Source organism: Bifidobacterium porcinum, assembly GCF_055378475.1.
Genome location: NZ_AP029603.1, coordinates 819,474 through 843,739, shown reverse-complemented (window position 1 = coordinate 843,739; position 24,266 = coordinate 819,474). Strand labels below are relative to the sequence as shown.

The 24,266-nt window shown below is 61.4% G+C and carries 20 protein-coding genes and 1 tRNA gene; 7 read left to right on the top strand and 14 right to left on the bottom strand.

Features of this window, described 5'->3' with window-relative positions:
- Nucleotides 1-146: 146 nt before the first annotated feature.
- From ACZ41G_RS03125 to ACZ41G_RS03110, 4 genes are all read left to right on the top strand, one after another.
- Nucleotides 147-1,022 (top strand): bifunctional hydroxymethylpyrimidine kinase/phosphomethylpyrimidine kinase, encoded by an 876-nt coding sequence (locus ACZ41G_RS03125; RefSeq protein WP_464146209.1) that lies wholly within the window; start codon nt 147-149, stop codon nt 1,020-1,022.
- 109 nt (nt 1,023-1,131) lie between these two features.
- A complete protein-coding gene (locus tag ACZ41G_RS03120; protein ID WP_464145895.1) occupies nt 1,132-1,596 on the top strand; it encodes a YraN family protein in 465 nt (154 codons plus the stop codon).
- The gene (locus ACZ41G_RS03115; protein WP_321047071.1) at nt 1,596-3,128 is read left to right on the top strand and encodes a YifB family Mg chelatase-like AAA ATPase; all 1,533 of its coding nucleotides are present in this window, start codon (nt 1,596-1,598) and stop codon (nt 3,126-3,128) included. The genes ACZ41G_RS03120 and ACZ41G_RS03115 overlap by 1 nt, the downstream gene beginning before the upstream one ends.
- A 216-nt stretch (nt 3,129-3,344) precedes the next feature.
- On the top strand, nt 3,345-4,910 hold the full coding sequence (locus ACZ41G_RS03110; protein WP_464145892.1) for a DNA-processing protein DprA: 1,566 nt from the start codon (nt 3,345-3,347) through the stop codon (nt 4,908-4,910).
- Here the strand turns inward: ACZ41G_RS03110 and ACZ41G_RS03105 are convergent.
- A complete protein-coding gene (locus tag ACZ41G_RS03105; RefSeq protein WP_033505354.1) occupies nt 4,885-5,226 on the bottom strand; it encodes an MGMT family protein in 342 nt (113 codons plus the stop codon). The genes ACZ41G_RS03110 and ACZ41G_RS03105 overlap by 26 nt on opposite strands.
- 88 nt (nt 5,227-5,314) lie before the next feature.
- Between ACZ41G_RS03105 and ACZ41G_RS03100 the strand changes: the two genes are divergently transcribed.
- From ACZ41G_RS03100 to ACZ41G_RS03090, 3 genes are all read left to right on the top strand, one after another.
- Nucleotides 5,315-7,216, top strand: a complete 1,902-nt coding sequence (locus tag ACZ41G_RS03100; protein ID WP_464145890.1) for an FAD-binding protein — start codon at nt 5,315-5,317, stop codon at nt 7,214-7,216.
- A gap of 53 nt (nt 7,217-7,269) precedes the next feature.
- Nucleotides 7,270-8,226, top strand: a complete 957-nt coding sequence (locus ACZ41G_RS03095; protein WP_412171068.1) for a succinate dehydrogenase/fumarate reductase iron-sulfur subunit — start codon at nt 7,270-7,272, stop codon at nt 8,224-8,226.
- Nucleotides 8,227-8,328: 102 nt separating this feature from the next.
- The gene (locus tag ACZ41G_RS03090) at nt 8,329-9,015 is read left to right on the top strand and encodes an O-methyltransferase (protein WP_464146207.1); all 687 of its coding nucleotides are present in this window, start codon (nt 8,329-8,331) and stop codon (nt 9,013-9,015) included.
- A gap of 273 nt (nt 9,016-9,288) precedes the next feature.
- Here ACZ41G_RS03090 and ACZ41G_RS03085 read toward each other — a convergent pair whose 3' ends face one another.
- From ACZ41G_RS03085 to ACZ41G_RS03025, 13 genes are all read right to left on the bottom strand, one after another.
- A complete protein-coding gene (locus tag ACZ41G_RS03085; RefSeq protein WP_464146205.1) occupies nt 9,289-10,026 on the bottom strand; it encodes an LOG family protein in 738 nt (245 codons plus the stop codon).
- 234 nt (nt 10,027-10,260) lie between these two features.
- On the bottom strand, nt 10,261-11,670 hold the full coding sequence (locus tag ACZ41G_RS03080; RefSeq protein ID WP_412171070.1) for a Na+/H+ antiporter NhaA: 1,410 nt from the start codon (nt 11,668-11,670) through the stop codon (nt 10,261-10,263).
- Nucleotides 11,671-12,276: 606 nt separating this feature from the next.
- Nucleotides 12,277-12,350 (bottom strand) — tRNA-Arg (locus ACZ41G_RS03075).
- 119 nt (nt 12,351-12,469) lie between these two features.
- Nucleotides 12,470-14,002, bottom strand: coding sequence for an ATP-dependent Clp protease ATP-binding subunit ClpX (gene clpX, locus ACZ41G_RS03070; protein WP_464145887.1), 1,533 nt, complete (start codon nt 14,000-14,002; stop codon nt 12,470-12,472).
- Nucleotides 14,003-14,109: 107 nt separating this feature from the next.
- Nucleotides 14,110-14,781, bottom strand: coding sequence for an ATP-dependent Clp protease proteolytic subunit (locus ACZ41G_RS03065; protein ID WP_033505345.1), 672 nt, complete (start codon nt 14,779-14,781; stop codon nt 14,110-14,112).
- A 3-nt stretch (nt 14,782-14,784) separates the two neighbouring features.
- Nucleotides 14,785-15,411, bottom strand: a complete 627-nt coding sequence (locus ACZ41G_RS03060; protein WP_029576452.1) for an ATP-dependent Clp protease proteolytic subunit — start codon at nt 15,409-15,411, stop codon at nt 14,785-14,787.
- Nucleotides 15,412-15,632: 221 nt separating this feature from the next.
- Nucleotides 15,633-17,003, bottom strand: coding sequence for a trigger factor (tig, locus tag ACZ41G_RS03055; protein WP_441481679.1), 1,371 nt, complete (start codon nt 17,001-17,003; stop codon nt 15,633-15,635).
- Between the two features lie 52 nt (nt 17,004-17,055).
- Entirely contained in the window at nt 17,056-18,321 is a 1,266-nt protein-coding gene (locus ACZ41G_RS03050; RefSeq protein WP_412171081.1) for an HRDC domain-containing protein, read from the bottom strand.
- A gap of 242 nt (nt 18,322-18,563) precedes the next feature.
- Entirely contained in the window at nt 18,564-19,358 is a 795-nt protein-coding gene (locus ACZ41G_RS03045) for a DUF3000 family protein (protein WP_464145884.1), read from the bottom strand.
- A 182-nt stretch (nt 19,359-19,540) separates the two neighbouring features.
- The gene (gene pflA / locus ACZ41G_RS03040; RefSeq protein WP_464146202.1) at nt 19,541-20,452 is read right to left on the bottom strand and encodes a pyruvate formate-lyase-activating protein; all 912 of its coding nucleotides are present in this window, start codon (nt 20,450-20,452) and stop codon (nt 19,541-19,543) included.
- Nucleotides 20,453-20,610: 158 nt separating this feature from the next.
- On the bottom strand, nt 20,611-22,986 hold the full coding sequence (gene pflB / locus ACZ41G_RS03035) for a formate C-acetyltransferase (protein ID WP_412171074.1): 2,376 nt from the start codon (nt 22,984-22,986) through the stop codon (nt 20,611-20,613).
- 368 nt (nt 22,987-23,354) lie between these two features.
- Nucleotides 23,355-23,837 carry a hypothetical protein gene (locus ACZ41G_RS03030; RefSeq protein WP_464145882.1) on the bottom strand — a complete coding sequence of 161 codons (483 nt, stop codon included), beginning with the start codon at nt 23,835-23,837 and terminating at the stop codon, nt 23,355-23,357.
- A 219-nt stretch (nt 23,838-24,056) separates the two neighbouring features.
- The gene (locus tag ACZ41G_RS03025; protein ID WP_015450292.1) at nt 24,057-24,245 is read right to left on the bottom strand and encodes a hypothetical protein; all 189 of its coding nucleotides are present in this window, start codon (nt 24,243-24,245) and stop codon (nt 24,057-24,059) included.
- Nucleotides 24,246-24,266: the final 21 nt, after the last annotated feature.

Genomic DNA, 24,266 nt, shown 5'->3' with positions numbered 1-24,266 from the left:
ACATGCATACGACACCGATGTGCGGACAGGTGACGGCTTGAACGCAGGCAGGACAAGGCCGCAGACTACAGTCGTTGGCGACGCCGCCACAATGCCGGCGAGAAGAAAGGCTTCCCATGACCCAAAACGTAAACGAAGATGCAACAATCCAGGATGTGACGCTCTACCAGCGGGATCCGAAGTACATTCCGCGTGTGGCCGCGGTACATGACATGTGCGGGTACGGCAAGTGCTCGCTGACGGCGGCGATTCCGATTCTTTCGGCCGCTGGGTGCGACGTGTGCCCGGTACCGACCGCCTTGTTCTCAGCGCACACCAGATACCGTGTGTTCACCATGCATGACACGACCGATATCCTGGACGACTACTTGGACGCGTGGCGACAGGAAAACGTCGATCTCGACGGGGTGTACAGCGGTTTTCTGGGTTCGGCAGATCAGGTCGCGATCATCAAACGGCTGTATCGGGAATACCCGCATGCCTTGCGTCTTGTGGACCCGGTGATGGGCGACGGCGGCGAGATGTATCCGACGTACACGGACCAGCTGTGCCAGGCCATGGGCGATCTGGTCGATGGCGCCGACGTGCTCATGCCGAATCTGACCGAGGCGAGCATCCTGACCGGCCGGGACTATCCGGGGCAGAATCTCGACGACCGTCAGGTCGACGACTTGCTGGAGGCGCTGCTTGCTCTGGGCGCCAAGAACATCGTGCTCAAGGGCATCGATCGCGGGGACGGCACGCTGCGCAACTATGTGGTGAGCGCTTCCACCGGCATCGCGGGCAAGCGTGAGCTGGTCCACGACAAGCTGCCGTATATGACGCATGGCACCGGGGACGCTTACGCCTCCGCCATGTGCGGGGCGATCATGGCGGGGCGTGGTCTGGCGCAATCCGCGAAAATCGCCGGCGAATTCGTCCGCCATGCGATGATTCACACCGCCGATCAGCCTCATCACGAGGAGCGTGGCGTGAATTTCGAGCTTGATTTGGGCGATCTCACCGGGCTGGTTCGTCGCTGATAGTCTGTCTGCGGCTTACGAACGGGAGCTTAACCGCTCCCGTTCATCTTTTGACCACATTGTCCCGTCGCGCTGGCACCGGACGGTCACGGCATGGTGCAATAGGCCCATGAATGACTATCAAGCACCACAGCCATGTAGTTTTCCGCACGCCCATGAGCAGGCTTCGAGCATGCTCACCCGCTGCCGGGCGGTCATGCTCGACCCCTGCACTTCAGCGAAAACGCTGGGTACCGCCGGGGAACAGTACGCCGCATACTCGCTGATCGGACGCGACTGGCATCTCATCGCCTCCAACTGGCGGACCCGTTATGGGGAAATCGACCTGATCATGCTGGCCGACGACCTCACCCTGGTGTTCGTCGAAGTCAAAACCCGGCGTACGACCCGGTTCGGCGCCCCTGAGGAAGCCGTGCACGCAGTCAAACAGGCGGCGCTGCGCAAGGCGGGACGGTTGTGGCTTTCCCAACGGCAGGAGAACACGCCGTATTACCGTGGCATACGGTTCGATGTGGTCAGCATCCAGGTTCGCGGCTCGGATGTGGATTTGCGGCATATCCCGGGGGCGTTCTGATGGCGAGGATCGGCAGCGCTTCCTCCATCGGATTCCTTGGCTTGCGCGCGTTCACCGTGCATATGCAGGCGTTCGTATCGCAAGGATTGCCGTATTTCTCAATCATCGGGCTTCCCGACGCCTCCTTGAGCGAGGCGCGGGAGCGGGTCCGATCGGCATGCCAGGCTGCGGGATTCACATGGCCGCAGACCCGGGTGACGGTGAACCTCTCCCCCGCTTCGATGCCCAAACGCGGTTCCGCGCACGATCTGGCGATTGCTGCAAGCGTGCTCGGCGCGGCCGGGAAAATCAGCAGTGAAGCGCTGGAACGGACTGTGGTGCTCGGCGAACTCAATCTCGACGGTAGCGTACTGCCGGTCCCCGGGGTGCTTCCAGCCGTTGTGCACGCGAAATCACAAGGCATGTCACGTGTCATCGTCCCGGCGGCGAATATCGAGGAGGCCGAACTCGTCCCCGACATTGCAGTGACCGGCGTGCGGCATGTCGGCGAGCTCATCGAGTTGTTGGGCGGCCATGCGAAGTACACGCTGTCGCCGTCGCATGGTGACGATCTGTCTGATGGCGAACGCATGGACGCGCCCGCGACAGGCGATATGAGCGAAGTCATCGGGCAGGATCACACGAAATGGGCGTTGCAAGTCGCCGCGGCAGGCGGCCATCACGCGCTGCTGGTCGGCCCTCCCGGGGCGGGCAAGACAATGCTCGCCTCACGATTGCCCGGCATCATGCGGCCGCTCAGTGACGACGAGCAGCTTGAAGTCGCGTCGGTGCGTTCGCTGTGTGGGACGCTTCCACGATTCGGCATCACCGATGTTCCACCATATGAGGCGCCACACCATACCGCATCCTCGGCCGCCTTGGTCGGCGGCGGATCAGGCGTCGCCGTCCCCGGGGCGATCACCCGCGCGCATCGCGGCGTCCTGTTCATGGACGAAGCCCCGGAATTCTCCACACGGGCGTTGCAGACGCTTCGTGAACCGTTGGAATCCGGGTGTATCGCCTTGTCCCGGACCAAAGGCACCGCTTGGTATCCTGCCCGGTTCCAGTTGGTCATGGCCGCCAATCCGTGCCCGTGCGGGTACGCCTTTGGCGACGGCGAGCGCTGCACGTGCAGGGAACGCGACCGTATCCGCTATTTTTCAAGGCTGTCCGGCCCGATTCTCGATCGCATCGACATCCAAGTGGAAGTCCCGCCCATCAATGAAATCACGCTCGGCGATCAGGGTGCAAACGGCAAGGACAGTGCGACCATGCGCGCTGAGGTCAGCAAAGCCCGCGATTGCGCCGCGGAACGGTTCCAGGGGTACGGCTGGACATGCAATGCGCAGGCGGACGGCGTGTGGCTGCGGGAGCATACGTCACGGCAAGCCGTTGAACTGGTCAATCGCGCCTTGGATTCCGGGCGGTTGAGCCTTCGCGGTGCCGACCGGGCGATGCGTCTGGCGTGGACGCTTGCGGATATGCGCGGCGGGACGTCGCCAGACAGGCAGGATATGGCGCAAGGTATCGCGCTCAGGACCCGCATGCGGTAACGGCTTTCAGCGACGCAGCCCGTCCGATCTGCCTTCTGGTTCCGTCCGCATGGTTCTGCCAGCTTGGTTCCGTCACACGTTTTGCCGCCCACCTGATTGCACTCACCCGGCGGCGCAGTCCGTCCGATACCGTCCATTCAGTACATCCGACAGCATCCGTTCATCCCGACACGCCGCATTCCGAGCGGATTCGATTGCTCTGAAAGAGAGGCATCCATGTCATCAGTACATCCCTCCTCCATCACGTCGGCCACATCGACCGCGCCGGCCGCGCCGCCATCATCCCCGACCGGGGAACACGACCATGGTTCGGCCCGGCCGAGCGACGACACACTTGCGCGGGCGGCTCTCACCTATTGCACCGACAGCGCTGACGCCTTGATGTTCGCAACACTCAAAGGCGCGCCCGACGCGTGGAGTGTGCTGTCGGCGATGTATTCGAGCGCCTCATGGATGCCGGAACGCATGCAATGGCAGCGACCGATGGCAGCCAGCCGACTGGAAGAATGGTTCGTCACCGGTGCGGCGCGGTGGGGGCTACGGGCGGATTCCCGCGCGTTGACCACCTTCCGCAAGTCCTTGGAGGGGTGGCAGACCCGTCTGCACGACCTGCTCACCAGTTTGGCAGTCATACACCACGATTTCGGGGTCAAGGAGATGCCTTGGCATGACCGGCATGATAACGGGGAAGGTGACTGTTGCCCGATGCCCCACACACTGGCCGAAGCGATATGGTCGCATGCGACGGCGGATGGGCGGTACTGGCTGATTGGCCCGGACAGCACGCTGTGGCCCGAGCAAGTCGGCGATTTGTGTGTCCGCAAGGATTGGGCGGCGCCGCTGTGCCTGTGGGGTCTGGGACATGCTCCTGCGCTCAAGGCCTGTGACAGGCCGCTGGCCATCGTCGGTTCACGCGGTGTCAACGAATACGGGCGCACCGTCGCATACAGCCTCGGACGTCATGCTGCCGGCGACGGGCACACCGTGGTCTCTGGTGGGGCGATGGGCGCCGACGCCGCCGCCCATTGGGGAGCGATCCGGGCAAGGGAACAGTATGGGGATTCGGCCGGGCCGACCATCGCCGTATTCGCCGGCGGGCTAACCCATATCGGCCCGCGCAGCAACCAGCTGCTGTTCGACGCGATCGTAGCAAATAGGGGTGCCCTCATCAGCGAATCATTCCCCGGCACCGTGCCGCAACCCCACCGGTTCTTGCTGCGCAACCGCATTATCGCCGCGCTCGCGTCCACTGTGGTCGTGGCGCAGGCCCGCCGGCGATCAGGCGCGCTCAACACCGCCACATGGGCGACGGAACTGAACCGTGACATCTACGCCGCCCCTGGGGATATCACCACGCCAAGCAACGGCGGATGCAACCGGCTAATCGCGGACGGCAAAGCGATGCTGCTGTGCAGCTGCGAGACGGTGTCCGACATCTGCCATGCCGCCCACCGGCCTGCCACGAGCGGTGTCGCAGACCTCGCAGGCACCGCGCAGGCAGCGGAATCCGCAGAGACACACCTCGTCGAACCGCCAGACATTGAAACTGCCGGCGCGCCGTCACCCGAAGGTCATGGTCTGCGTGAGCGTCTGATCGCCATCATGCGCGCACTGCGTCGCCCGATGCCGCCAGAACGCCTCGTTGCAGCGATAGCGCAAGATGATTCGTCGGCGAGCCCGCCTCAATCCCAGGATGTCCTCGCCGAACTGGGGCTGATGGAGCTGGACGGCGTCGTCACCTGCGGGCCGGAGGGATTCAGGCTTGCCACTGGCAGCGGCTGAGATCGACTCGCGGGCCGTCCGCGCCGGCATTGCCTTGTTGACTGGCTTCGGTGAACGCCACGCCTTCGCTTTCAAGGAGCGCACGCTGCCGGTCTGGTCCGCCGAATGCGAATCCGGGAGCGAGCGAGCCATCCCTGAACACGACCCGATGACAGGGAATCACTCCGGGTTCGGGATTGGAGTGCAACGCATAGCCGACCATGCGCGCATTGCGTGGTCTGCCGGCGAGCGCGGCGACCTGCCCGTATGTGGCGACGCAACCCGCGGGAATCCGTCTGACGATGTCATACACCTGAGTATTAAACGTTTGGCCCATACCACCATTATCCGGCCGATACCCGCCGACTCGCCCCGTTGCGCCGAGAGCTGGGCGCTTCGTCCTGCCTTGTGCGAGAATCGAAGGTATGAGTCCGAAACATGTGGAACAGATGTACGATGCCCTGATTGTTGGAGCGGGTGCCGCCGGATTGTCCGCGGCGCTCGGATTGCTGCGTTCGGAACGCATCGCGCAGATGACGCAGGAGGGGCGCGCGCCGAAGATCCTGGTGGTCTCCAAGCTCCAGCCCTTACGTTCGCACACCGGTTCCGCGGAAGGCGGCATCGCAGCGAGCCTCGGCAACGTGTCCGAGGATGATTGGCATTGGCATTATTACGACACAGTCAAAGGCGGTGATTGGCTGGTCGACCAGGATGCGGCGAAGCTGCTCGCACAGGAGGCGCCCGCCACCGTCATCAATCTCGAACGTTCGGGGGTCGCGTTCTCGCGCACCGCCGACGGGCATATCGCGCAACGCAAGTTCGGCGGCCATACCGCACACTTCGGTCAACAGCCGGTGCCGCGCGCAGCCTATGCGGCGGACCGCATCGGCCATCAGATTCTGCATACCCTGTGGCAGCAGTGCATAGCGCAAGGTGTCGAGTTCGCCGAGGAATGGTATGTCACCGATCTGGTACTCGACGAGCGCCACGAGCGTGTGGAGGGCGTCGTCGCCTACGACACGCACACCGGCAAGGTGCACGCGCTGCATGCACGCAATGTGCTGCTCGCCACAGGCGGCGCCGGGCGCCTGTTCCATACCACGTCGAACTCGTGGGATCTGACCGGCGACGGCATGGCGCTCACCCTTGAAGCCGGTCTGCAGCTTGAAGACAGCGAATTCGTGCAGTTCCACCCCACCGGGCTCGCCCATACCGGCATCCTCATCTCAGAAGCGGCGCGCGCGGAAGGCGGCGTGCTGCGCAACAGCGACGGCGAAGCGTTCATGCAGCGCTATGCGCCTGGACACGCCGACCTCGCAGCGCGTGACGTGGTGAGTCGCTCCATTATGGCGGAAATCGACGCCGGCCGCGGCGTCGCCGATCCGAAGGACCCGCAGGGCCCGCGCGATTGCGTCTGGCTTGATATGACCGGCATCGACCCGGAGCATATGCACGCCGTACTCCCCCAAGTCGTGGAAACCATTGAGGATTACGCGGGCATCGATCCGACCAAGGACTATGTGCCGGTCAAACCGACTGCCCACTACACGATGGGCGGTATCCCCATCACCACTGACGGCGAAGTCTACACTTGGGCGGACGGCGCTCGGCATAAGGTCGCGGGCCTGTATGCCGCGGGTGAATGCTCCTGCGTGAGCGTCCACGGCGCGAATCGTCTCGGCGGCAACTCCCTGCTGGACGCCTGTCTGTTCGGACAGCGCGCGGGTGCTGCCGTGGCAGCGCGTATCGCCGATTCTCATGCCGTTGCGAGCCCGGATGATAATGCCGTGGCGGCTGAGGACCCGTCCCAAGACGCCGTCGAAACCACCGCGCAAACGCGCCGAACGGAGCTCGCCGGCCTGCTCAAACCGACCGGACAAGCCGGTGAAAACACAGGAAGCGAAGCGTCACCGCAACCGCAAACCCTGCAAGACGACAACGCCTACCAGCTACTGGCAGACCTCGGCTCCGCCATGGAACGCGCACTTGCAGTCCGTTGCAATCATGACAGCATCGCCGAGGCCTTACAACTGGTGGACGAGGATTTCGCCGAGCGGGCGCGCACACTGCATACGCACAGCGACTCACCGGCGTTCAATCAGGAGGTCACAGCCATCTGGGAAGTTCGTCATCTGCTGGAACTCGCCAAGGCGATGCTGCGTGCCACGGACGCGCGGCATGAATCCCGCGGATCGCTCAAACGCACCGACTACCCGGACCGCGATGACAAGCAGTACCTCGCCCACTCGATGGTCGCCAGCACAGGTACGGTCACCTGGCAGCCCGTGCATATTCTCGACATGCCTCCACAGGCACGCGAATACTAATCGGGCACCGCTCGTGGCACACTATATTCGGTTTTGACAACAGGAGGCTGGCAATGAATGGCAATGACGGGACCCGTGTCCAAGTGACGCTGCGGGTGCATCGGTTCACCCCGCGCCCCGAACGCAATCGCCCTCGCTCCGGCAGCCCGTTCGCGAAACAGGGATCTCCCTTCGGCTCGGGGACGGCACGCAGGCGTCCTCGCGGCAAACAGTGGACCCAGGACTATCTGCTCTCGGTACTACCGGACACCACAATCCTGGATTGCCTGCTTGATATCAAACGCACGCAGGATCCAAGCCTCGCGTTCCGCTATTCCTGCGGACACGGCATGTGCGGTTCGGACGCCGTCGCCATCAACGGCACCCCGACGCTGCTGTGCACGGCGAAAGTCAAGGACTGGGCGGTTGCCCAAACCGCGCAGAACACCACCGACGCCGAGGGTTTCCGTAAGACGACGGAAACGGATGCCAACCCCGCCGACAACGCCGCGTACATCTCAGGTACTTCAGGTGTCTCAGGTGCCTATGATGGCTCACCTCTTGTCATTGAATTGTCGGCACTGCCGGGATTCCCTGTGCAGCGTGACTTGATCGCCGACATCGACCCGATGATCGAGCAAATCAAGCGTCTGAAACCGTATCTGCAGGCGGACGGCAAGCTCGCCACCACGAAGGACGGCAAAATCGACGTGTTCGAATACCTGCAACGGCCGGAACAACTCGCCGCGTATGAAACGCTGAGCAACTGCATCGCGTGCGGCGTATGCGAGGGCAGCTGTCCGGTGTTCGCCGGCGGCGAAGCGTTTATCGGACCAGCCGCCCTGATTACGGCTTCACGGTTCATCAATGATTCGCGCGATACCGCGGCCGACGCGCGTATGGACGCAATCGACACCGCGGATGGCATCGCGGCATGCCAGTCGGTACGCGCCTGCTCACGTCATTGCCCGCGCGGTATTGATGTCGGCGAGGAAATCTGGCAGCTCATCGCCAAAGTCAAGGAACGCTGAGCGTCCGGGAACGCCGGGACGCGGCACATTCCGCAATCCGCATCCGGCGGCGGCACACCCCATGCCGTCACCGGCACCATCCATCTCATGGGGACAAATGTCATGGAACACACACCACAGTCACCACTCACCGCTATCTGGACCAATGTCGAAGACCACGCTCTTGAGCGTCAATCCCCCGGTCTCGCGAGAGCCAGGGCCGATGCGACCGAAGCTGGCATTCCTCAAGGGTCGGCGGCGCAAGCGGAGCTGCTGCGAGCGCTCGAGCATATGGTGGGCGCGACATCCGTGATTGTGGTCGGCACCGGCGCGGTGGTGGAAACCTACCAGCTGCTTGACGGATTGGACGGGCACGGCCAGCTGACCGCCGTTGACTCGTCGGCGCAGGGCATCGCCATGATCCGCAGCCTGCTGCGCGAACTGGCCGACAGTACGCAGGCATCCTTGCGGGCGGTCAGCGCCCCCGCCAAGGTGTTCCTGCCGCGGCTGAATGCCGCTGATTACCATCTCATCGTCGTGGCCGGCGATGTGGACAACTATCGTGCGACCTATGAGCAGGCTCCTCGTCTGTTGAACAAGGGCGGGATCATCGCGTTCACGGATATCCTCGCGCTCGCCGGGCAGACGGCTGACTACGCTGCGGGTGACGGCGTGGGCATGGATGACGCGCCTGACACGAGGAAAGCCGGCGCCATGCGACAGCTTCTTGCTGATGTCGAGGAGGACGAACGGTTCGAAAGCACGCTCACCCCCAGCGGTACAGGCCTGCTGCTCGCCGTCAAACGCTGAAGACGCAGCTTGGAAGCTGCCGTGATCCAGGCTGAAGAACGGCGCGCTGGACGCCGACCGGCTGAGTTGAACTGTCCGGCTGATTGTCAGCGTTGCCTGTTGCCGGTAGTCTGTTGTAGGTTATTGCCGCCGGCTAACATCGCTGCAGGTTAGTTTCCGCAATCGGCAGCAGACGTGACCTCGCGCTCCTGTACACGCCGCTCCTATACTCCACCGTCTTTCGCAGAAAGCCAAGATTGCGCCATTGAAAGATCTTACGGGATTCCGGGGGCGTTATTCGCTTACCGTCTCGTCCGCCCGCTCGACGCCGAGCGCGATACGCACGGCCTCATCAGGGTCATCGGTGAACCGCACCAGATGCGGGTCGAGCGGCGAAATCATCCGTCGCGCCTCGACCGTGGTCGTGACCCAATCGAATAATCCGCGCCAATACGCCGTATCGAACAGGACAATCGGAATGGATTTGACTTTGTGCGTCTGTACGAGGGTGAGCAGTTCGAACATCTCATCCAAGGTGCCGAATCCGCCGGGGCAGACGATGACTCCGGACGAGTATTTCATGAACATGGTTTTACGCACGAAGAAGTAGCGGAAGCTCATGCCGAGGTTCACCCATTCGTTGAGCCCCTGCTCGCGTGGCAGTTCGATGCCGAGCCCCACCGATTTGCCGTTCATTTCGCTGGCGCCGCGGTTCGCGGCTTCCATGATGCCCGGTCCTCCCCCGGTAATCACCGCATACCCGGCCTTCGCGATGCCTCGGCCCATCGCGCGTGCCGCCTGGTAAGCGGGATCGTCTTGCGGCGTGCGGGCGGATCCGAACACGCTGATCGCCGGGCCGAGTTCGGCGAGCGCTCCGAATCCGTCGACGAACTCGGCTTGAATGCGCAACACACGCCACGGATCCATATGCAGCCAGTCGGTCGGCTGGTTGTCGCGCAGCAGATTCGCGGTCGCGCTCTCTTCGGGAATCATACGGCCACGAAGCATGACAGGGCCGGACATGTACGTCATCTGCTCGTCTCCGGCCTCATGGGCTGGCTCGTGCACAGGCTGCCCATGTACGAGCTCATGTGCGGACTTGTTCCCAGTGCTGGATTGAGTGTTGCGCCCGTGACCTTCGTCACGTCCAGTCTCAGTTCTGGATTCAATCCCATTATCCGGCTCATCTCCGGTTTGCTGATGCCCGATTTGCTGGAATGATGATACCTGCGACGGTTCCTTCCGCATGTCTGTCATGATTGCTCCTCAGTGTCCTGCGCGCGGGTGGCTCTGCCGGTACGCGCGTATCCGCTCTTCAGGGAACACCCTGCTGCTGACAATCTCCGTGCCGTCAGGCAGCAGACCCGGCTCCTCCACGGCAACTGCCGGCGTATGGGCGCCAACGGCCTCAGCGCTTGATTGTGCAAGACGCTCGTAACGCTTCGATTGCCGGCTGAGCAACACGCTCGACACCGCCGCGGCGAGCAGCGAAGCCAGCAGCACGCCAAATCGCGCTTCTGCGGACAGCTCGGCATCGGTATAGGCGAGCGTGGCAATCAGGAACGACACAGTGAAGCCAATTCCGCATGCACAGGCCGCCGGGAACAGGTCACGAACCTTGAGCTCCTTCGGCATGCTCAGCCCGCCGAATCGCGTCGAAAGCCAAGCGGTAAGCATGATGCCAAGCGGTTTGCCGACCACGAGGGCGACCACGATGCCGACGACAATCGGGGAAACAAACAGCAGCAGCGACAGCGATCCGATATGCACGCCCGTGGCGAACAGGGCGAACACCGGCAACGCGAGCAATGCGGAGAAGGGTTGCAGTTTGTCATGATAACGTTCGGCGCGCGGCGTGGCCTCGCCGTACATCTCGCGCGACGGGGTCAGCAAGCCGACCAGTACACCCGCGAGCGTGGGATGAACGCCAGCTTCGAACATCATGACCCATGCGAGGATTCCGACAGCACCGACCGCCAGCCACGGCACACGTTTGCGGCGGACCAGCACGTACCAGATGGCGGCGCACACGGCGATGCCGACGAACCAATACCAGGCGTTGAGCGAGGAGAAGAACACGGCGATCAGAATGATGGCGAGCAAATCGTCAACCGTCGCAAGTGTCATCAGAAACGCCCTGATCGAGCCGGGCAACGCCTTGGCGAACAAGGCGAGAACCGTCAGGGAGAACGCGATATCGGTCGCGGTCGGAACCGCCCAACCGTGGGAAGCGGTACCGAATGGTACAACCGCGCCGGTTGCGATGGTCATGCTGCCGGGCGCCGGAGGGGCGAATTGCGAATACAGGCCAATCACCGCAACGAACAGGATGGGCGGAACCAGCATGCCTCCCACCGCGCACAGCATCGGGACGGCGGCGGCTTTGGGATTCGCGAGCGAGCCAGTGGTCAGCTCCTGTTTCAAATCAAGCCCGACCATGAGGAAGAAGACGGTCAGCAGGCCGTCCTGCGCCCAGTGGCTGATTGGCAGCATGAGATTAGTTCCCGGAATGCCGATGGTGTATTCGGCCACCGCTTCGAAGCCGTGCATCGTCCACGGCAGATTCGCCAACAGGAAGCCAAGCAGGGCGAATCCGAGCATAATCAAGCCGGATATCCGGTCCGAGGCGGCAATGCGCCTGATAGTCGTCCATACTCCCCTGTTGCGCTGTGTCATATCACTCCCGTCGTACCATGATGCCTGTGGCATGCGGAACACATATGCATCCATTGTAAAAAACGGTATGTGAACTGTTCCGCCCGGAGCTGACACGCCATGCCGTGTCGGATACGCGGGCGCATTAGGAGAATCGGCGTATAGGAAAAATCGTGGTGCCGATGATGTGACTGGGCGGGCCGTATGCCCGGACATGCACAATCTGACAGATGCCGCCGAATCCCAGCGTCCTCCGCGGTGTTTCCTCCGTTTGCACGTACCCAGACATACACAATCCATAGAATGCTGCCCCCGCGCCGCCGTTTCGGCCAATCTTTCTACAAACTGTCTACGCGAACCAGCCTCTCAGCGTAACCAGATTGCGAAACAGCACAAACTGGTTACGCAAACAACTTCCCCGACACAACCAGATTCAGAAGCCATACAAACTCTCAACCTCTCAACGCTAATGGCTCTTCCAGCGTAGACAGTTTGTGAGAGGAACCGGTTTCTGGAGTATTGGGGTTATTGGCCGGGTACACCCCCGACACCGCCTGTTTGGCCTATATTCCTCGGCCGATACCCCTACAACGCAAAAGCCCTCGGACGAATCCGAGGGCTTGTTTGTGCGCCAGACAGGATTCGAACCTGCAACCTGCTGATCCGTAGTCAGCTGCTCTAATCCATTGGGCTACTGGCGCATGTGCTTTCTTCTCACTGATTTCTCAGCTCGTTTCCGGCAACTCCATTAATATACAACAGGGTTGCCAGAATGCCAACTTTCGGCGTGTCGCCTTATAACAGTAGGGCTTTCGTCCGTTCAAGCACGACGCGAGCCGGACTGTTCCCCACGATGTTCTGGACGAATAATCGCGATATCAGCCGTCGGCGCGGCATCCTCATTGCTCAAAGCTCCGGTATCGTCCGAACTACGGGAGCCACCCGCACCACCGGAACCGCCAGCGCCACCGGCATCACCGACACCAGCCACACCACCGGCCACCTGATCGTCCAGTGCAACACGAGCGTCCTCAAGGCTCTCCCCATCCGCAAGCAACACCGGTTTACCAGTCCCCGCAATCGCGTCGGCATCCACCACAACCCGGGCAACACCCTGCATCTGCGGCAAGTCATACATCGTACCCTCAAGCGCATGCTCGATGATTGAACGCAGTCCCCTGGCCCCTGTCCCCTGCCTGATGGCGGTTTCTGCAATCGCCTCAATCGCCTGAGGCGTGAAATCGAGCCGCACCCCGTCCACCAAGAACAACTTCTGATACTGCTTGACCAACGCATTCGCCGGATCGGTGAGAATCCGCTCAAGATCCTTGCAGTCCAAGGCGTGCAGGGTCGTCACCACCGGCAGTCTGCCGATAAACTCAGGCAACAGCCCGAAGGCCTCCAAATCGTCTGCATTCACCTGCGCCAGCAATTCATCCTGTGTAGGCTCATGGTCGTGCCATGACGCGCCGAAACCGCTCTCATGCGCGCCTACACGCTGCGCAACAATATCAGCCAGTCCGACGAACGCACCGCCGCAAATGAACAGGATATCCCGCGTGTCGATCTGGACGCTTTCCTGCTCCCGATGCTTCCGCGCACCCTCCAACGGCACGGTCGCAACCGTCCCCTCGAGGATTTTCAACAGCGCCTGTTGGACGCCCTCCCCGCTCACATCACGGGTGATGGACGTGTTCTCTCCGCTTTTACGCGCGATCTTGTCGATTTCGTCGATATAAACAATGCCGTGCCGCGCGTGTTCCAGATCTCCATCGGCCTCCTGGATAAGCCGCTGCAACACAGTTTCGACATCATCGCCGACATACCCCGCCTCGGTGAGCGTGGTCGCGTCCGCGATGACGAACGGCACATGCATGACATCGGCCAATGTCTGTGCCAAATAGGTTTTACCGACACCAGTAGGGCCGAGCATCAGGATGTTTGATTTCGCGACGCGAACATCAGCGAACGGATCTGGAGCAGCGTGTCCTTCTCCCGCGTTGTGCAAAAGTTCCAATTGCCGACGTTCCGTTCCGGCAGCGGCCTCCTGAAGCTCCATGTTGACGCGCTTGTAATGGTTGTAGACCGCCACCGACAGCGTGCGTTTCGCCTCCGTCTGACCAATGACATGCGTGTCGAGATAATGCATGATCTGCGCGGGTTTTGGCACGTCCAGCGCATTGTGCTCGGCGTCGCGACGTTCCTCATCGCCGATCATCTCAACACACAACGCGATGCATTCGTCGCAGATGGCGACCCCGGGGCCGGCGACCAGTTTGCGGACCTGACGTTCGGTTTTTCCGCAGAACGTGCACTGCCGAATATCGTCCTGATAGCTGATGACCCGGCTCATGAAACCTCCTTTGGTGCGGCCGACGCGATGCGACACATACGGCACAGCGTACCCCAGTATACGAGAATACCCCCGACGCATTGCCGCCGGGGGTATCGTCCGTCACGCTACTTGCGTGGAGAAAGCACGGCATCGACCATGCCGTACTCCTTGGCCTCTTCGGCCGTCAGGAAGGTGTCCACCTCGATGTCCTTGCGGATCTTCTCGACATCCTGGCCGGTGTGCTTGGCGAGCGTGTTCTCCAGCCATTCACGCATGCGAAGCATCTCTTTGGCTTGGATCTCAATCTCCGTGGCCTTACCGAATCCTTGGTCGATGGACGGCTGATGGATGAGCACGCGCGCGTTCGGCAGAATCATGCGCTTGCCCTTGGTGCCAGCCGCCAGCAGGATTGCCGCCGCGGACGCCGCCTGCCCCAGGCACACTGTCTGCACGTCGGGCTTGATGTACTGCATGGTGTCGTAAATCGCGGTCATTGCAGTCATGGAACCACCCGGGGAATTGATGTACATCATCACATCGCGGTTCGGGTCCTGGCTTTCAAGCACCAGCAGCTGGGCCATGATGTCGTCCGCGGACGTGTCATCAACCTGCACACCCATGAAAATGATGCGATCCTCGAACAGCTTGGTGTACGGGTCCTGCGTCTTCATGCCGTACGGGGTGCGCTCACCAAACTGCGGCAGTACATACCGGTCCTGCGGCTGATACCCGCCGAAGCCCTGCGGGCCTGCGAGACGCTGCGCGCGCTGAACGAATCGTGCCTCTTCACTTGCCATACGTCACTCCCCCTTCACTGCGTCAGAATTCATCGTGCCCGGCGTGGTCACGATCTTGTCGACGAAACCGTAGTCCAGCGCCTCCTGGGCGGTGAACCAATGGTCGTATTCGTTGTCGCGGTAGATTTCCTCGACTGTGTGGCCGGTCTGCTTCGCGGTCAGTTCCGAAAGCGTCTTCTTCATATCCATGATGAGTTCGGCGTTGATGCGCACATCCGTCGTCGTGCCGCCGATACCGCCGGACGGCTGGTGCATGAGCACACGGGCGTGAGAGGTGATGAAGCGCTTGCCCGGCGTACCGGAGCTCAGCAGGAACTGGCCCATGGACGCCGCCATGCCAACAGCCACGGTGGCGACATCGGGCTCAATGAGCTGCATGGTGTCGTAAATCGCCATACCGGCGGTGATGGAGCCGCCGGGCGAATTGATATACAGCCAAATGTCCTTCTTCGGATCTTCGGCCGCGAGCATGAGCATCTGGGCGCAGATGATATTCGCGTTGTCGTCCTTCACTTCCGAGCCCAACCAGATGATGCGCTCTTTGAGCAGCCGGTTGAAAATCGGGTCGGTTGGTCCTGCGGGCGCGTCATCTTCGGCCATGACGGGCAGGATTGCACTGGAATTGCTCAACCTTGTCTCCTTCGGTAAATCGTATGTCCTCAGCCTACCGCTTCGAATCGACGCCGGCCGAGGATTGCGCGGTCAGCGCATGGCATCGCCCGGGTACGCAGATGCGGCGGTCCGGATTGTCCGGGCCGCCGCATCATTCACAGCAACAAGGCCACACGCTGGCGCGCATGCTTCAAGCGATGCCTCGCTCTCGACGGTGCCTCACGCACGCGTGCGTGTTGTCACTCAGCGTCCTTATCGTTGGAAAGTTCGTCCGCCACTGCGGCAGCTGCGGAAGCCGCCTCGACGCTTTCCTCTTCCTCGTTCTCCGGGGTGTCGCCGAGGAACTCGCTCAGGTCGAGCGGCTGGCCGTCAGAGGTGAAGGACACGGCGCGCATACCGGCGAGCATGCCCTTGGAACGGCCGACTTCCTGGACAGCGGAGCCGAGCTGGCCGTTGCGCACGATCGCGTTGATGAAGGCGCTCGGATCCATACCGTACTGCTGGGCGATGGAAGCAAGGAAGTTCGTGACGTCCATCTGGGAGACCTTCACGTCAAGCTTCTCGGCGAGGGTGTCAAGCACGATCTGGTCGCGAAGTTCCTTCTCGACTTCCTTCTCAGCTTCGTCCTTCTGCTCCTTGGTGGCCTTTTTGGCGTCCACACCGTTGTTCTTGAGCTGCTGCTCGAGCAGTTCGGCCTTCACGCCCTTCGGCACCGGGATGTCGAGACCGTCCTGCAACTTGGCGAGGAACGCGTCGCGAGCCTCGGTGGCCTGACGGCCCTTGGCGTCCTGCTCGGCGGCCTTGCGCACGTCGGCCTTGAGCTCGTCGAGCGTGTCGTACTCGGAGGCTTCCTGAGCGAAATCGTCGTCCAGCTCAGGCAGTTCCTCAGCCTTCACGGAGTTGACCTTCACCTTGATCTGAGCCTTCTCACCCTCATGCTCGCCGGCTTCCAGCGTGCCTTCGAAGGTGGTCTCCTCACCGGCGGACAGGCCTTCGAGAGCCTCGTCCAGACCGTCCAGCATGGTGCCGGAACCGAGCTCGTAGCTCACGCCCTCCTGGGAATCCACGGACTTGCCGTCGATCTGGGCGTCGAGGTCGATATTCGCGTAATCGCCCTTCGCAGCCGGACGATCAACGCCGACCAGCGTAGCGAAACGCTGACGCAGGGAATCAAGACGCTTGGCGATGTCTTCGTCGGTGACGGCGGCAGCCGGCACGTCGATGGTCATGCCGTCGAGCTCAGGAAGCTCAATGTCCGGGCGGCGCTCCACGGTCGCGGTGAACTTGAGCTTGGTGTCGTCCTTGGCGGAAGCCGGGACGTCCTGCACGTCAAACTCCGGCTGGGCCATCGGGCGGATCTTCTTCTCTTCGAGGGCCTTGGAGTACAGCTCCGGCACGCCCTGGTTGACGGCTTCGCCGGCGACGGCACCGAAACCGACGCGGGTGTCGATGACCTTGCCGGGCACATGGCCCTTGCGGAAGCCGGGGACGTTGATCTGCTTGCCGATTTCCTTGCGGGCTTCGTTGAGATACGGGTCGAACTCTTCCGGATCGACGGTGATGGTGAGCTTCACCTTGGTCGGCTCGAGGTTCCTAACGCTGATTTTCACGCTTGCGCTCCTGATTGACGAGTATGCATTCTTCTGCCGTATAAGGCAACCGTTACATGATAACGCGACTTACGGACGCTGCAAGCAGCCGCACCTGCCAGTCGCGCGCGCCCTGCTCAGTGAAGAAGCGGGCCACGTCACGGCGTTCTGGATGATCCGTCCAGCACAGGTTGCGCACGATCTGCGGTTTGATGATGACATCGGCCGGGGTGTGGGTGTCTTCAGCAATCTGCTGAATCACACGTCTGACCTGCTGCAGCGTGTCATAGCGGCCGGGATGGTGGATCTGCCAGTATTTCATGGAACGCGGTGCGTTGGTCTGCGCGTCATGCTGGGGCTGCGGCATGGTTGGCCACTGGCTGGCGGGCAAATCGAGCGCCTGCTGGATCGTGGTCTTCCACAACGAGGGCTTGATGGACCGCTGGATTGGCGCGTACCGTTCAAACATCTTGTCCTGCTCGCTGCCGGTATGGATACGCACCCGTTCATTGAGCGAACGAATGGCCCGGAATTCACGGTTATTGTGCGGTTTCTTACGGGCTGCCTCGATGATGGCCGAATCGGGCAGTAAAAGCGCCGGCTCGATGTCATACTGCCGGGCGAGCCGGTCGCGCTGTTCCCAAAGCGCCTTGGCGACCGCCTGGCCAAGCCGGTCATGGCTCAGAACGTTGATATGCGAGATCCGAAGCCACGGCACCGGGTGGGGTTTACGCGGCTGAAGTCCTTCGCGCAGGGCGTAGGCGAATTCCTCCCGCGCCCACTCGTCCTTACCTTGGCGCACGAGGTCACGGGACATATGGTCCATCAGCTCGGCGAGCAGCTCGACATCGAGCGCGGCATAGTTGCGCCAATCGCGCGGCAGCGGACGATATGACCAATCCGCGGCGGAGTGTTCCTTCGCGAGCGTCATTCCCAGGTAGTATTCCGTCACCGCGGACAGACCGAATCGGTGCAATCCCAGCAATCTCGCGGCGATTTCCGTATCGAACAGCCGCTGGGGGCGCATGCCGATGTCATAAAATCCGGGCAGATCCTGCATGGAATCATGGAGAATCCATGTCACATCTCCTACGGCGTCATTGAACTGCGACCAATCCGCCCCCTGCTCGGCCAATGTCACCGGGTCAAGCAAACCAATTCCCGCGCCTTCGCGTTTGAACTGAACCAGCCAGTCCTCGTGGCCGTACCGGTATCCCGAAGCGCGTTCGGCATCGGCAGCCAACGGGCCGGAGCCTTCAGACAGCAACTCACAGTAGCGCTTAAAGCCATCCAAAGTGTCGATGATGTCGGGCACGCCCGCTCTTGGTTCAGCCAACAGATGTGGTTCACCATGGAACCGTGGGTCGCCGCTGGCCGTCACCGCCCATGATGGGCCGCCCACTCTGGTGGTATCCGTCGGTCGAACGCTCACTGCGTCTGCACTCCTTGTCGTCGTACGTTCCGGTGCAGCGGGCCGCCACCCGCGCGCCGATACGACATAGTACCGTCACCGTTGACCGTAGGATGCAGCATAGGTTCCGCACGCGGCCTCAGCACCGGCAACGACATTGAATCAACGAATCAACGCTGAGCCATCGGTGCCCGGCACAGCCCTTCCATCAGCAGTCTCGACCACATGGAGATCTGGAAGCCCGCATCGACCGTGTCGAGCGCAGTACCCGGTCTGGCAGGCGGGGTCCACGACACACGGAATTCGAATCGTGACGGCACTTCGCTGTCCGCCGTGCCAAAGGACGTGTCATGACTGACTGTCACCGTGCCGGCGATGGAATCTGCGTCCGTACCGGCATCGACCAGTCGGCCTTTGACCGTCTCCCAACACCGTGTGGTGTGATGCTCTGCGAAACCGCCGTCCCACTGGTTGATTGGCATGCGGCAGAATCCCACGCAACGCCAGTGCGAGTTCCATCCGCGCGGAGGATTGTCGAAATACAGCAAAGTGATCCAGCCCCATGCCGTGTCCTCGGCAAAACGATGCAATCCCAATCCATAGGAGAAACCGCCTATATCGCGCGAACTACGATCACCACCGGCATAGGGATCAGAATCCGAAGCAACGTGCCGAGCGGCGGTCGAAGGCTGCGAATCCCCACGACCGCCAGCAGGTTCTGAGGCATCGGCAACGCAGACGATGCCCACGCCAATCCCGTAATCCGCGATGGAGTGCGGCACCGGCACCTCATGCCAATGGACGCCGGGTATCTGCGGAGTGCCATAGACCGACAACACCGCTTCCCACACCTGGTCGGGTATTCCGTCGGGGCGTCTCGGCGGGCGACGGGTATTTGACCGTCCAAAGCCGCCTGAAGAACCGCGGCCGGAAAATCCACCCGGGAATGAGAAAATCTGTGCCATGGCTACAGGTTAGGGCGTTTCATGCGATTGCGGTAAACGACACCCCGTACCGAACGAGGTCACGAAACAACGCATGCACGGAACAACGCAGTCACAAGCAACAACAAAGTCACGCACAGCAACGACGTCAGCTCAACACGGGGGTCGCGCATACCAACGACACCCGGCACGCATCAACGGTGTCAGTACACCTTGAAGCCGTGATCTTCGAATTGCCTGGCGACACGGGCGCGGAGCTTCGCGTCCGGTCCCTTGGCATCCTCAAGCGGGTATGGGATGCGCAATTCGTGCCATTTCGGGCGTCCTAGCTGGTGGAACGGCAGCACATCGATATGTTCAACGGCATCGCCGAAAGTCTCACAAATGCGCGCCACATTCTCCACGTTCTGCGGGTCGTCGGTAAGGCCCGGAACGAGCACAAATCGCACCCAGATCTTCTTGCCTGCCGCGGCGAGCCGCTGCCCGAATTCGATAGTCGGGGCGAGCACTCCCCCAGTCACCCGGTGGTAGGTCCCCTCGTCACCGGATTTGACGTCTAGCAGGCACAGGTCGATATCCTCAATCATTTCGTCGGTGTAGTTACGGTTGAGGAAGCCCGAAGTATCAAGGCAGGTGTGCACGCCCATCTCCTTGGCTGCGCGGAACACGCGTGACACGAAGGCCGGCTGCATCATGGATTCTCCGCCCGAGAAGGTGATTCCGCCGCCGGTGGACTTGAACAGGTCCTGATAGCGGTCGATCTTCTTGATCATCGCCTCCAAATAGACCGGCTGGCCGTCACGCATCTTCCAGGTGTCAGGGTTCTGGCAGTACTGGCAGCGCAGCGGGCATCCACTCATGAACACGGTCATCCGTGTGCCCGGACCGTCAACGGACGTGTTGATATCCCACGAATGTACGAAACCGATATCGCCCGTATGAAGCGCCTCGATACGGTCTCGACGATCCAAGCCGATCGGTGACTCGAAGCCGGACAATCCGCCCATCAGGGTCTGACTCGCATACTGCTTGGACGTCTTGAGCATATGTGGCGTGGTCGTATGAAATCCCTGGGAACCGGTGGCCGTGGGCTCTGTCCGCGATTGCGATTGCATATCTGTCGATGACATCATTGTCCTCCTTGTCATGACCCGTGCCGCATATGGCACCGGGAAACGGCTGGGGGCGGAACCTTTCGGCCCCGCCCCCAGTCATGCGGCTCGTGCGGTCATGCCACACACGCCTGCTTCAGCCGCCCGAGGGGCGAACAGGGTCAGTCGACGACAGCGCCCTGATGGAAGGTGCGCGAAATCACGTCGAGCTGCTGCTCACGGGTGAGCTTGACGAAGTTCACCGCGTAGCCGGAGACACGCACGGTCAGGTGCGGGTATTTCTCAGGATGCTCGACGGCGTCCTCAAGCTGCTCCTTGCGCAGGACGTTGATGTTCGCGTGGTACAGGCCATGGCCGTTGCCCGCGTCGAGGATGCCGACGAGGTTGTTGATGCGCTCGTCCTCATCGCGGCCCAGGCCTTCAGGCGTGATGGTGTTGGTCAGCGAAATGCCGTCAAGCGCGTCGTTGTAGTCGATCTTGCCGACCGAGAACATCGACGGAAGCATGCCGTGGGAATCCATGCCGTTCTCCGGGTTCGCGCCCGGGGCGTACGGGGTGCCCTTCTTGTGGCCGGACGGGAAGGAACCGGTGTTCTTGCCGTACTCCACGTTGGAGGTGATGGTCAGAATCGACTGGGTCGGGACCGCACCGCGGTAGACCGGCAGGCGCTTGACCTGGCCCATGACCGTGGAAACGACCCACTTGGCGAGGTCGTCGGCGCGATCGTCGTCGTTGCCGTAAATCGGGAACTCGCCTTCGGTGCGGTAGCCGACCACCAGGTCGTCATCGGCACCTTCGACATATTCCTTCTCGTGGCCCGGGGTGTCCTTCGCGTCCTTGTTGTAGACCGGGTACACCTTGGCGTACTTGAGCGCGGACAGCGAGTCGGCGGCAATGGACAGGCCGGACATGCCGCAGCCGAGGGTGCGGTACACCTCCTTGTCGTGCAGCGCCATCTCGATGGCCTCGTACGCGTACTTGTCATGCATATAATGGATGATGTTCAGCGCTTCGACGTAGGTCTCGGACAGCCATTCGAGGGCCTTCTCGTAGTTGGTCTTGACCTTCTCGAAGTCGAGCGTGCCGTCGGCCTCGGGCTTGATCGGGTCGATGACGCCCTTCTCGATGACCTGCATACCGGTCATCTCGTCGCGGCCGCCGTTAATCGCATACAGCAGGGCCTTCGCGGAGTTGACACGAGCAGCGAAGAACTGCATCTGCTTGCCGACGCGCATCGGGGACACGCAGCAGGCGATGGCCGCGTCGTCGCCCCAATGGGAGCGAATCTCCTTGTCGGACTCATACTGGATAGCCGAGGTGTCGATGGAGATGCGGGCGCAGAAGCGCTTGTAGGCTTCAGGCAGCTTCGGATCCCAGAAAATCGTGATGTTCGGTTCGGGGCCAGGTCCAAGATGCTCGAGCGTCAGCGTGTTAAGCAGGCGGAAGGAGGTCTTGGTGACCATGCAGCGGCCGTCGTCGCCGAAACCGGCGTCGGACCAAGTGGCCCAGTACGGATCGCCGGAGAAGATCTGGTCGTAGGCCTTGGTACGCAGGAAGCGCACGATGCGCAGCTTCATGACAATCTGGTCGATGAGCTCTTGGGCGCCCTGTTCGTCGAGCTTGCCGGACTTCAGGTCGCGCTCGATGTAGATGTCGAAGAACGCGGAGTTGCGGCCGAAGCTCATGGCAGCGCCATCCTGGCTTTTGACGGCGGCGAGATAGCCCATGTACGTCCACTGGACGGCTTCCTGCGCGGTCTGCGCCGGGCGGGACAGGTCGAGGCCGTACTCGTTGCCGAGGTTGATGAGCTTCTTCAGTGCCTTGATCTGGTCGTCATGCTCTTCGCGGAAGCGAATCCAGTGCTCGATCTCCGGCTCGGTGAAATCGTTGCGGTACGGCACGGAATCCTTGTCGCGCTGCTTGAGCTTGATCAGCGTGTTCACACCGTACAGGGCCACACGGCGGTAGTCGCCGATGATGCGGCCGCGGCCGTAGGCATCCGGCAGACCGGTGAGAATCTTGTTGTGGCGGGCGATCTTGATGTTCTTCGTATACACGCCGAACACGCCGTCATTGTGGGTCTTGCGGTACTTGGTGAAAATCTTCTTGACTTCCGGATCAGGGTCCTTGCCGGCTTCCTTGATGGCCTGCTCGACCATGCGCCAGCCGCCGTTCGGCATCATCGCGCGCTTGCAGGGCTCATCGGTCTGCAGACCGACCACCACGTTATCGACTTCCGGGCTCTCGATGTAGCCGGCCGGGAACGCGTCGATATCGGCCGGGGTGTGGGTGTCCACGTCGTAGACACGCTGGCGGCGCTCGACGGCGAGATAGTTGTCGTCGAGGTACTTCCACATGTGCTTCGTCTTGTCGGTGGCATCAGCGAGGAAGGACTCATCGCCCTCGTACGGGGTGTAGTTCTTCTGGATGAAGTCGCGAACATCGATGTCCTGCTGCCAATGTCCGCCGTTGAAGCCGTCCCATGCCTTGGCTTCAAGTTCCTCTTGGGAGAGAGCGGTCTGGTCAACTGCTGTCATATCCACTCCTTGGTGTCTGTCGGCGCAACGCACCGTTACGCTGCGTTTGACTTCTATTGTAGTGCCATGATGATGGCGTCGTGTCGGGCGGGGACGTGACTTATATCACAATCGGGTGGAGCGGCGTCGGCTTGTTTCGAGGCGATCAGACGGAACGGCGAGCATGGCGGTATTGGCCATCCGACGTGTCTTGTGCGTGCCGGTACGGGAATCGCTCGGCGGACGATAAAGTCTCGAATCAACGTGGGAGTTCCCGCGCACATCAGGCGAATCCGGCAGTTCTCCCGGACGAGCCAAGCACGACATCCGACAGGCGTGCAATCGCACGGCCGTCAAGGTATGATGCAATGCATTCAGCTCCTCGACGGCTATGCGCCAAAACTGCCAAAATCCGCAACGTGACTGAATCGTACAAACGTGTCTGAATTGCGCAGCACAGCACGTGTGACGACTTCGACGTCGCGTGCAGGCCAGACTCTTCGCGCTCTCTCATCCCCATCCGTGCCGCTTGCGTCGGCGGCAGTTGCGCGCGGGTCACGATCTTCGCGCTCACCCATCAGGAATCTCAATATCTCTTCCCCCTCTTCCCCGGACCCCGATCCAGAGAGTTTTTGAGGAAAAAGTCTCAAAATCTCACTTCCAAGGGCGGATTTCAAGAGAAATTGAGATTCAACGACACCGAGGCACCGAAGCCCGGCCCCGAAAAAGCTTGGAATTTCAACGATTCTGGACTGATGGCCAGATGAGGGGGCCGTCGCGAAATCTGAAAAAATCTCGGAATGATGCTTTCGAAGAGAGATTTCGTGACTTTGCTCTGCCGTCTCGACGATGTCGACAGCATCCAATACCACCCCGCCCTGTTTCTGCCGACGCTCACGAACCAGTCAACGTCGGCACAACCTTCTACCGACGCATACAGGTCACCAGTGTCGGTAGAGAAACAGGAATACGACCCACTACCGACGCTCACCACAGTCCCAACGTCGGCAGAAACAGGAACGGGACCGGCTGCCGACGTCCGCAGCCGACGCTCACGAATCACTCAGCGTCGGTGGCGGGCGCAGATGCGGCTACTTGCCCCAGCGTTTCCACTGGCGGTCCTGCTCGTTCCACGTGGCGTTGCGTTCCTTGACGATCTTCCACGCGTCGAGCGCGTCCTGCCGGGTCCGGTACGGCCCCATACGTTGCGAATCAGGCGAGATCATACCGTATTCCGGTTGCCCGGTGACCATATTGAAATACCATTGCTTGTCAGCCATATGCATCCTCCCGATACGAGT

What these genes read in the sequence shown, in the direction of transcription:
- ACZ41G_RS03120 (WP_464145895.1), top strand. Translation starts at nt 1,132, where the DNA reads ATGAATGACTATCAAGCACCACAGCCATGTAGTTTTCCGCACGCCCAT.
- ACZ41G_RS03115 (WP_321047071.1), top strand. Translation starts at nt 1,596, where the DNA reads ATGGCGAGGATCGGCAGCGCTTCCTCCATCGGATTCCTTGGCTTGCGC.
- ACZ41G_RS03110 (WP_464145892.1), top strand. Translation starts at nt 3,345, where the DNA reads ATGTCATCAGTACATCCCTCCTCCATCACGTCGGCCACATCGACCGCG.
- ACZ41G_RS03105 (WP_033505354.1), bottom strand. Translation starts at nt 5,226, where the DNA reads ATGGGCCAAACGTTTAATACTCAGGTGTATGACATCGTCAGACGGATT.
- ACZ41G_RS03100 (WP_464145890.1), top strand. Translation starts at nt 5,315, where the DNA reads ATGAGTCCGAAACATGTGGAACAGATGTACGATGCCCTGATTGTTGGA.
- ACZ41G_RS03095 (WP_412171068.1), top strand. Translation starts at nt 7,270, where the DNA reads ATGAATGGCAATGACGGGACCCGTGTCCAAGTGACGCTGCGGGTGCAT.
- ACZ41G_RS03090 (WP_464146207.1), top strand. Translation starts at nt 8,329, where the DNA reads ATGGAACACACACCACAGTCACCACTCACCGCTATCTGGACCAATGTC.
- ACZ41G_RS03085 (WP_464146205.1), bottom strand. Translation starts at nt 10,026, where the DNA reads ATGACGTACATGTCCGGCCCTGTCATGCTTCGTGGCCGTATGATTCCC.
- ACZ41G_RS03080 (WP_412171070.1), bottom strand. Translation starts at nt 11,670, where the DNA reads ATGACACAGCGCAACAGGGGAGTATGGACGACTATCAGGCGCATTGCC.
- clpX (WP_464145887.1), bottom strand. Translation starts at nt 14,002, where the DNA reads ATGAGCCGGGTCATCAGCTATCAGGACGATATTCGGCAGTGCACGTTC.
- ACZ41G_RS03065 (WP_033505345.1), bottom strand. Translation starts at nt 14,781, where the DNA reads ATGGCAAGTGAAGAGGCACGATTCGTTCAGCGCGCGCAGCGTCTCGCA.
- ACZ41G_RS03045 (WP_464145884.1), bottom strand. Translation starts at nt 19,358, where the DNA reads ATGGCACAGATTTTCTCATTCCCGGGTGGATTTTCCGGCCGCGGTTCT.
- pflA (WP_464146202.1), bottom strand. Translation starts at nt 20,452, where the DNA reads ATGCAATCGCAATCGCGGACAGAGCCCACGGCCACCGGTTCCCAGGGA.
- pflB (WP_412171074.1), bottom strand. Translation starts at nt 22,986, where the DNA reads ATGACAGCAGTTGACCAGACCGCTCTCTCCCAAGAGGAACTTGAAGCC.
- ACZ41G_RS03025 (WP_015450292.1), bottom strand. Translation starts at nt 24,245, where the DNA reads ATGGCTGACAAGCAATGGTATTTCAATATGGTCACCGGGCAACCGGAA.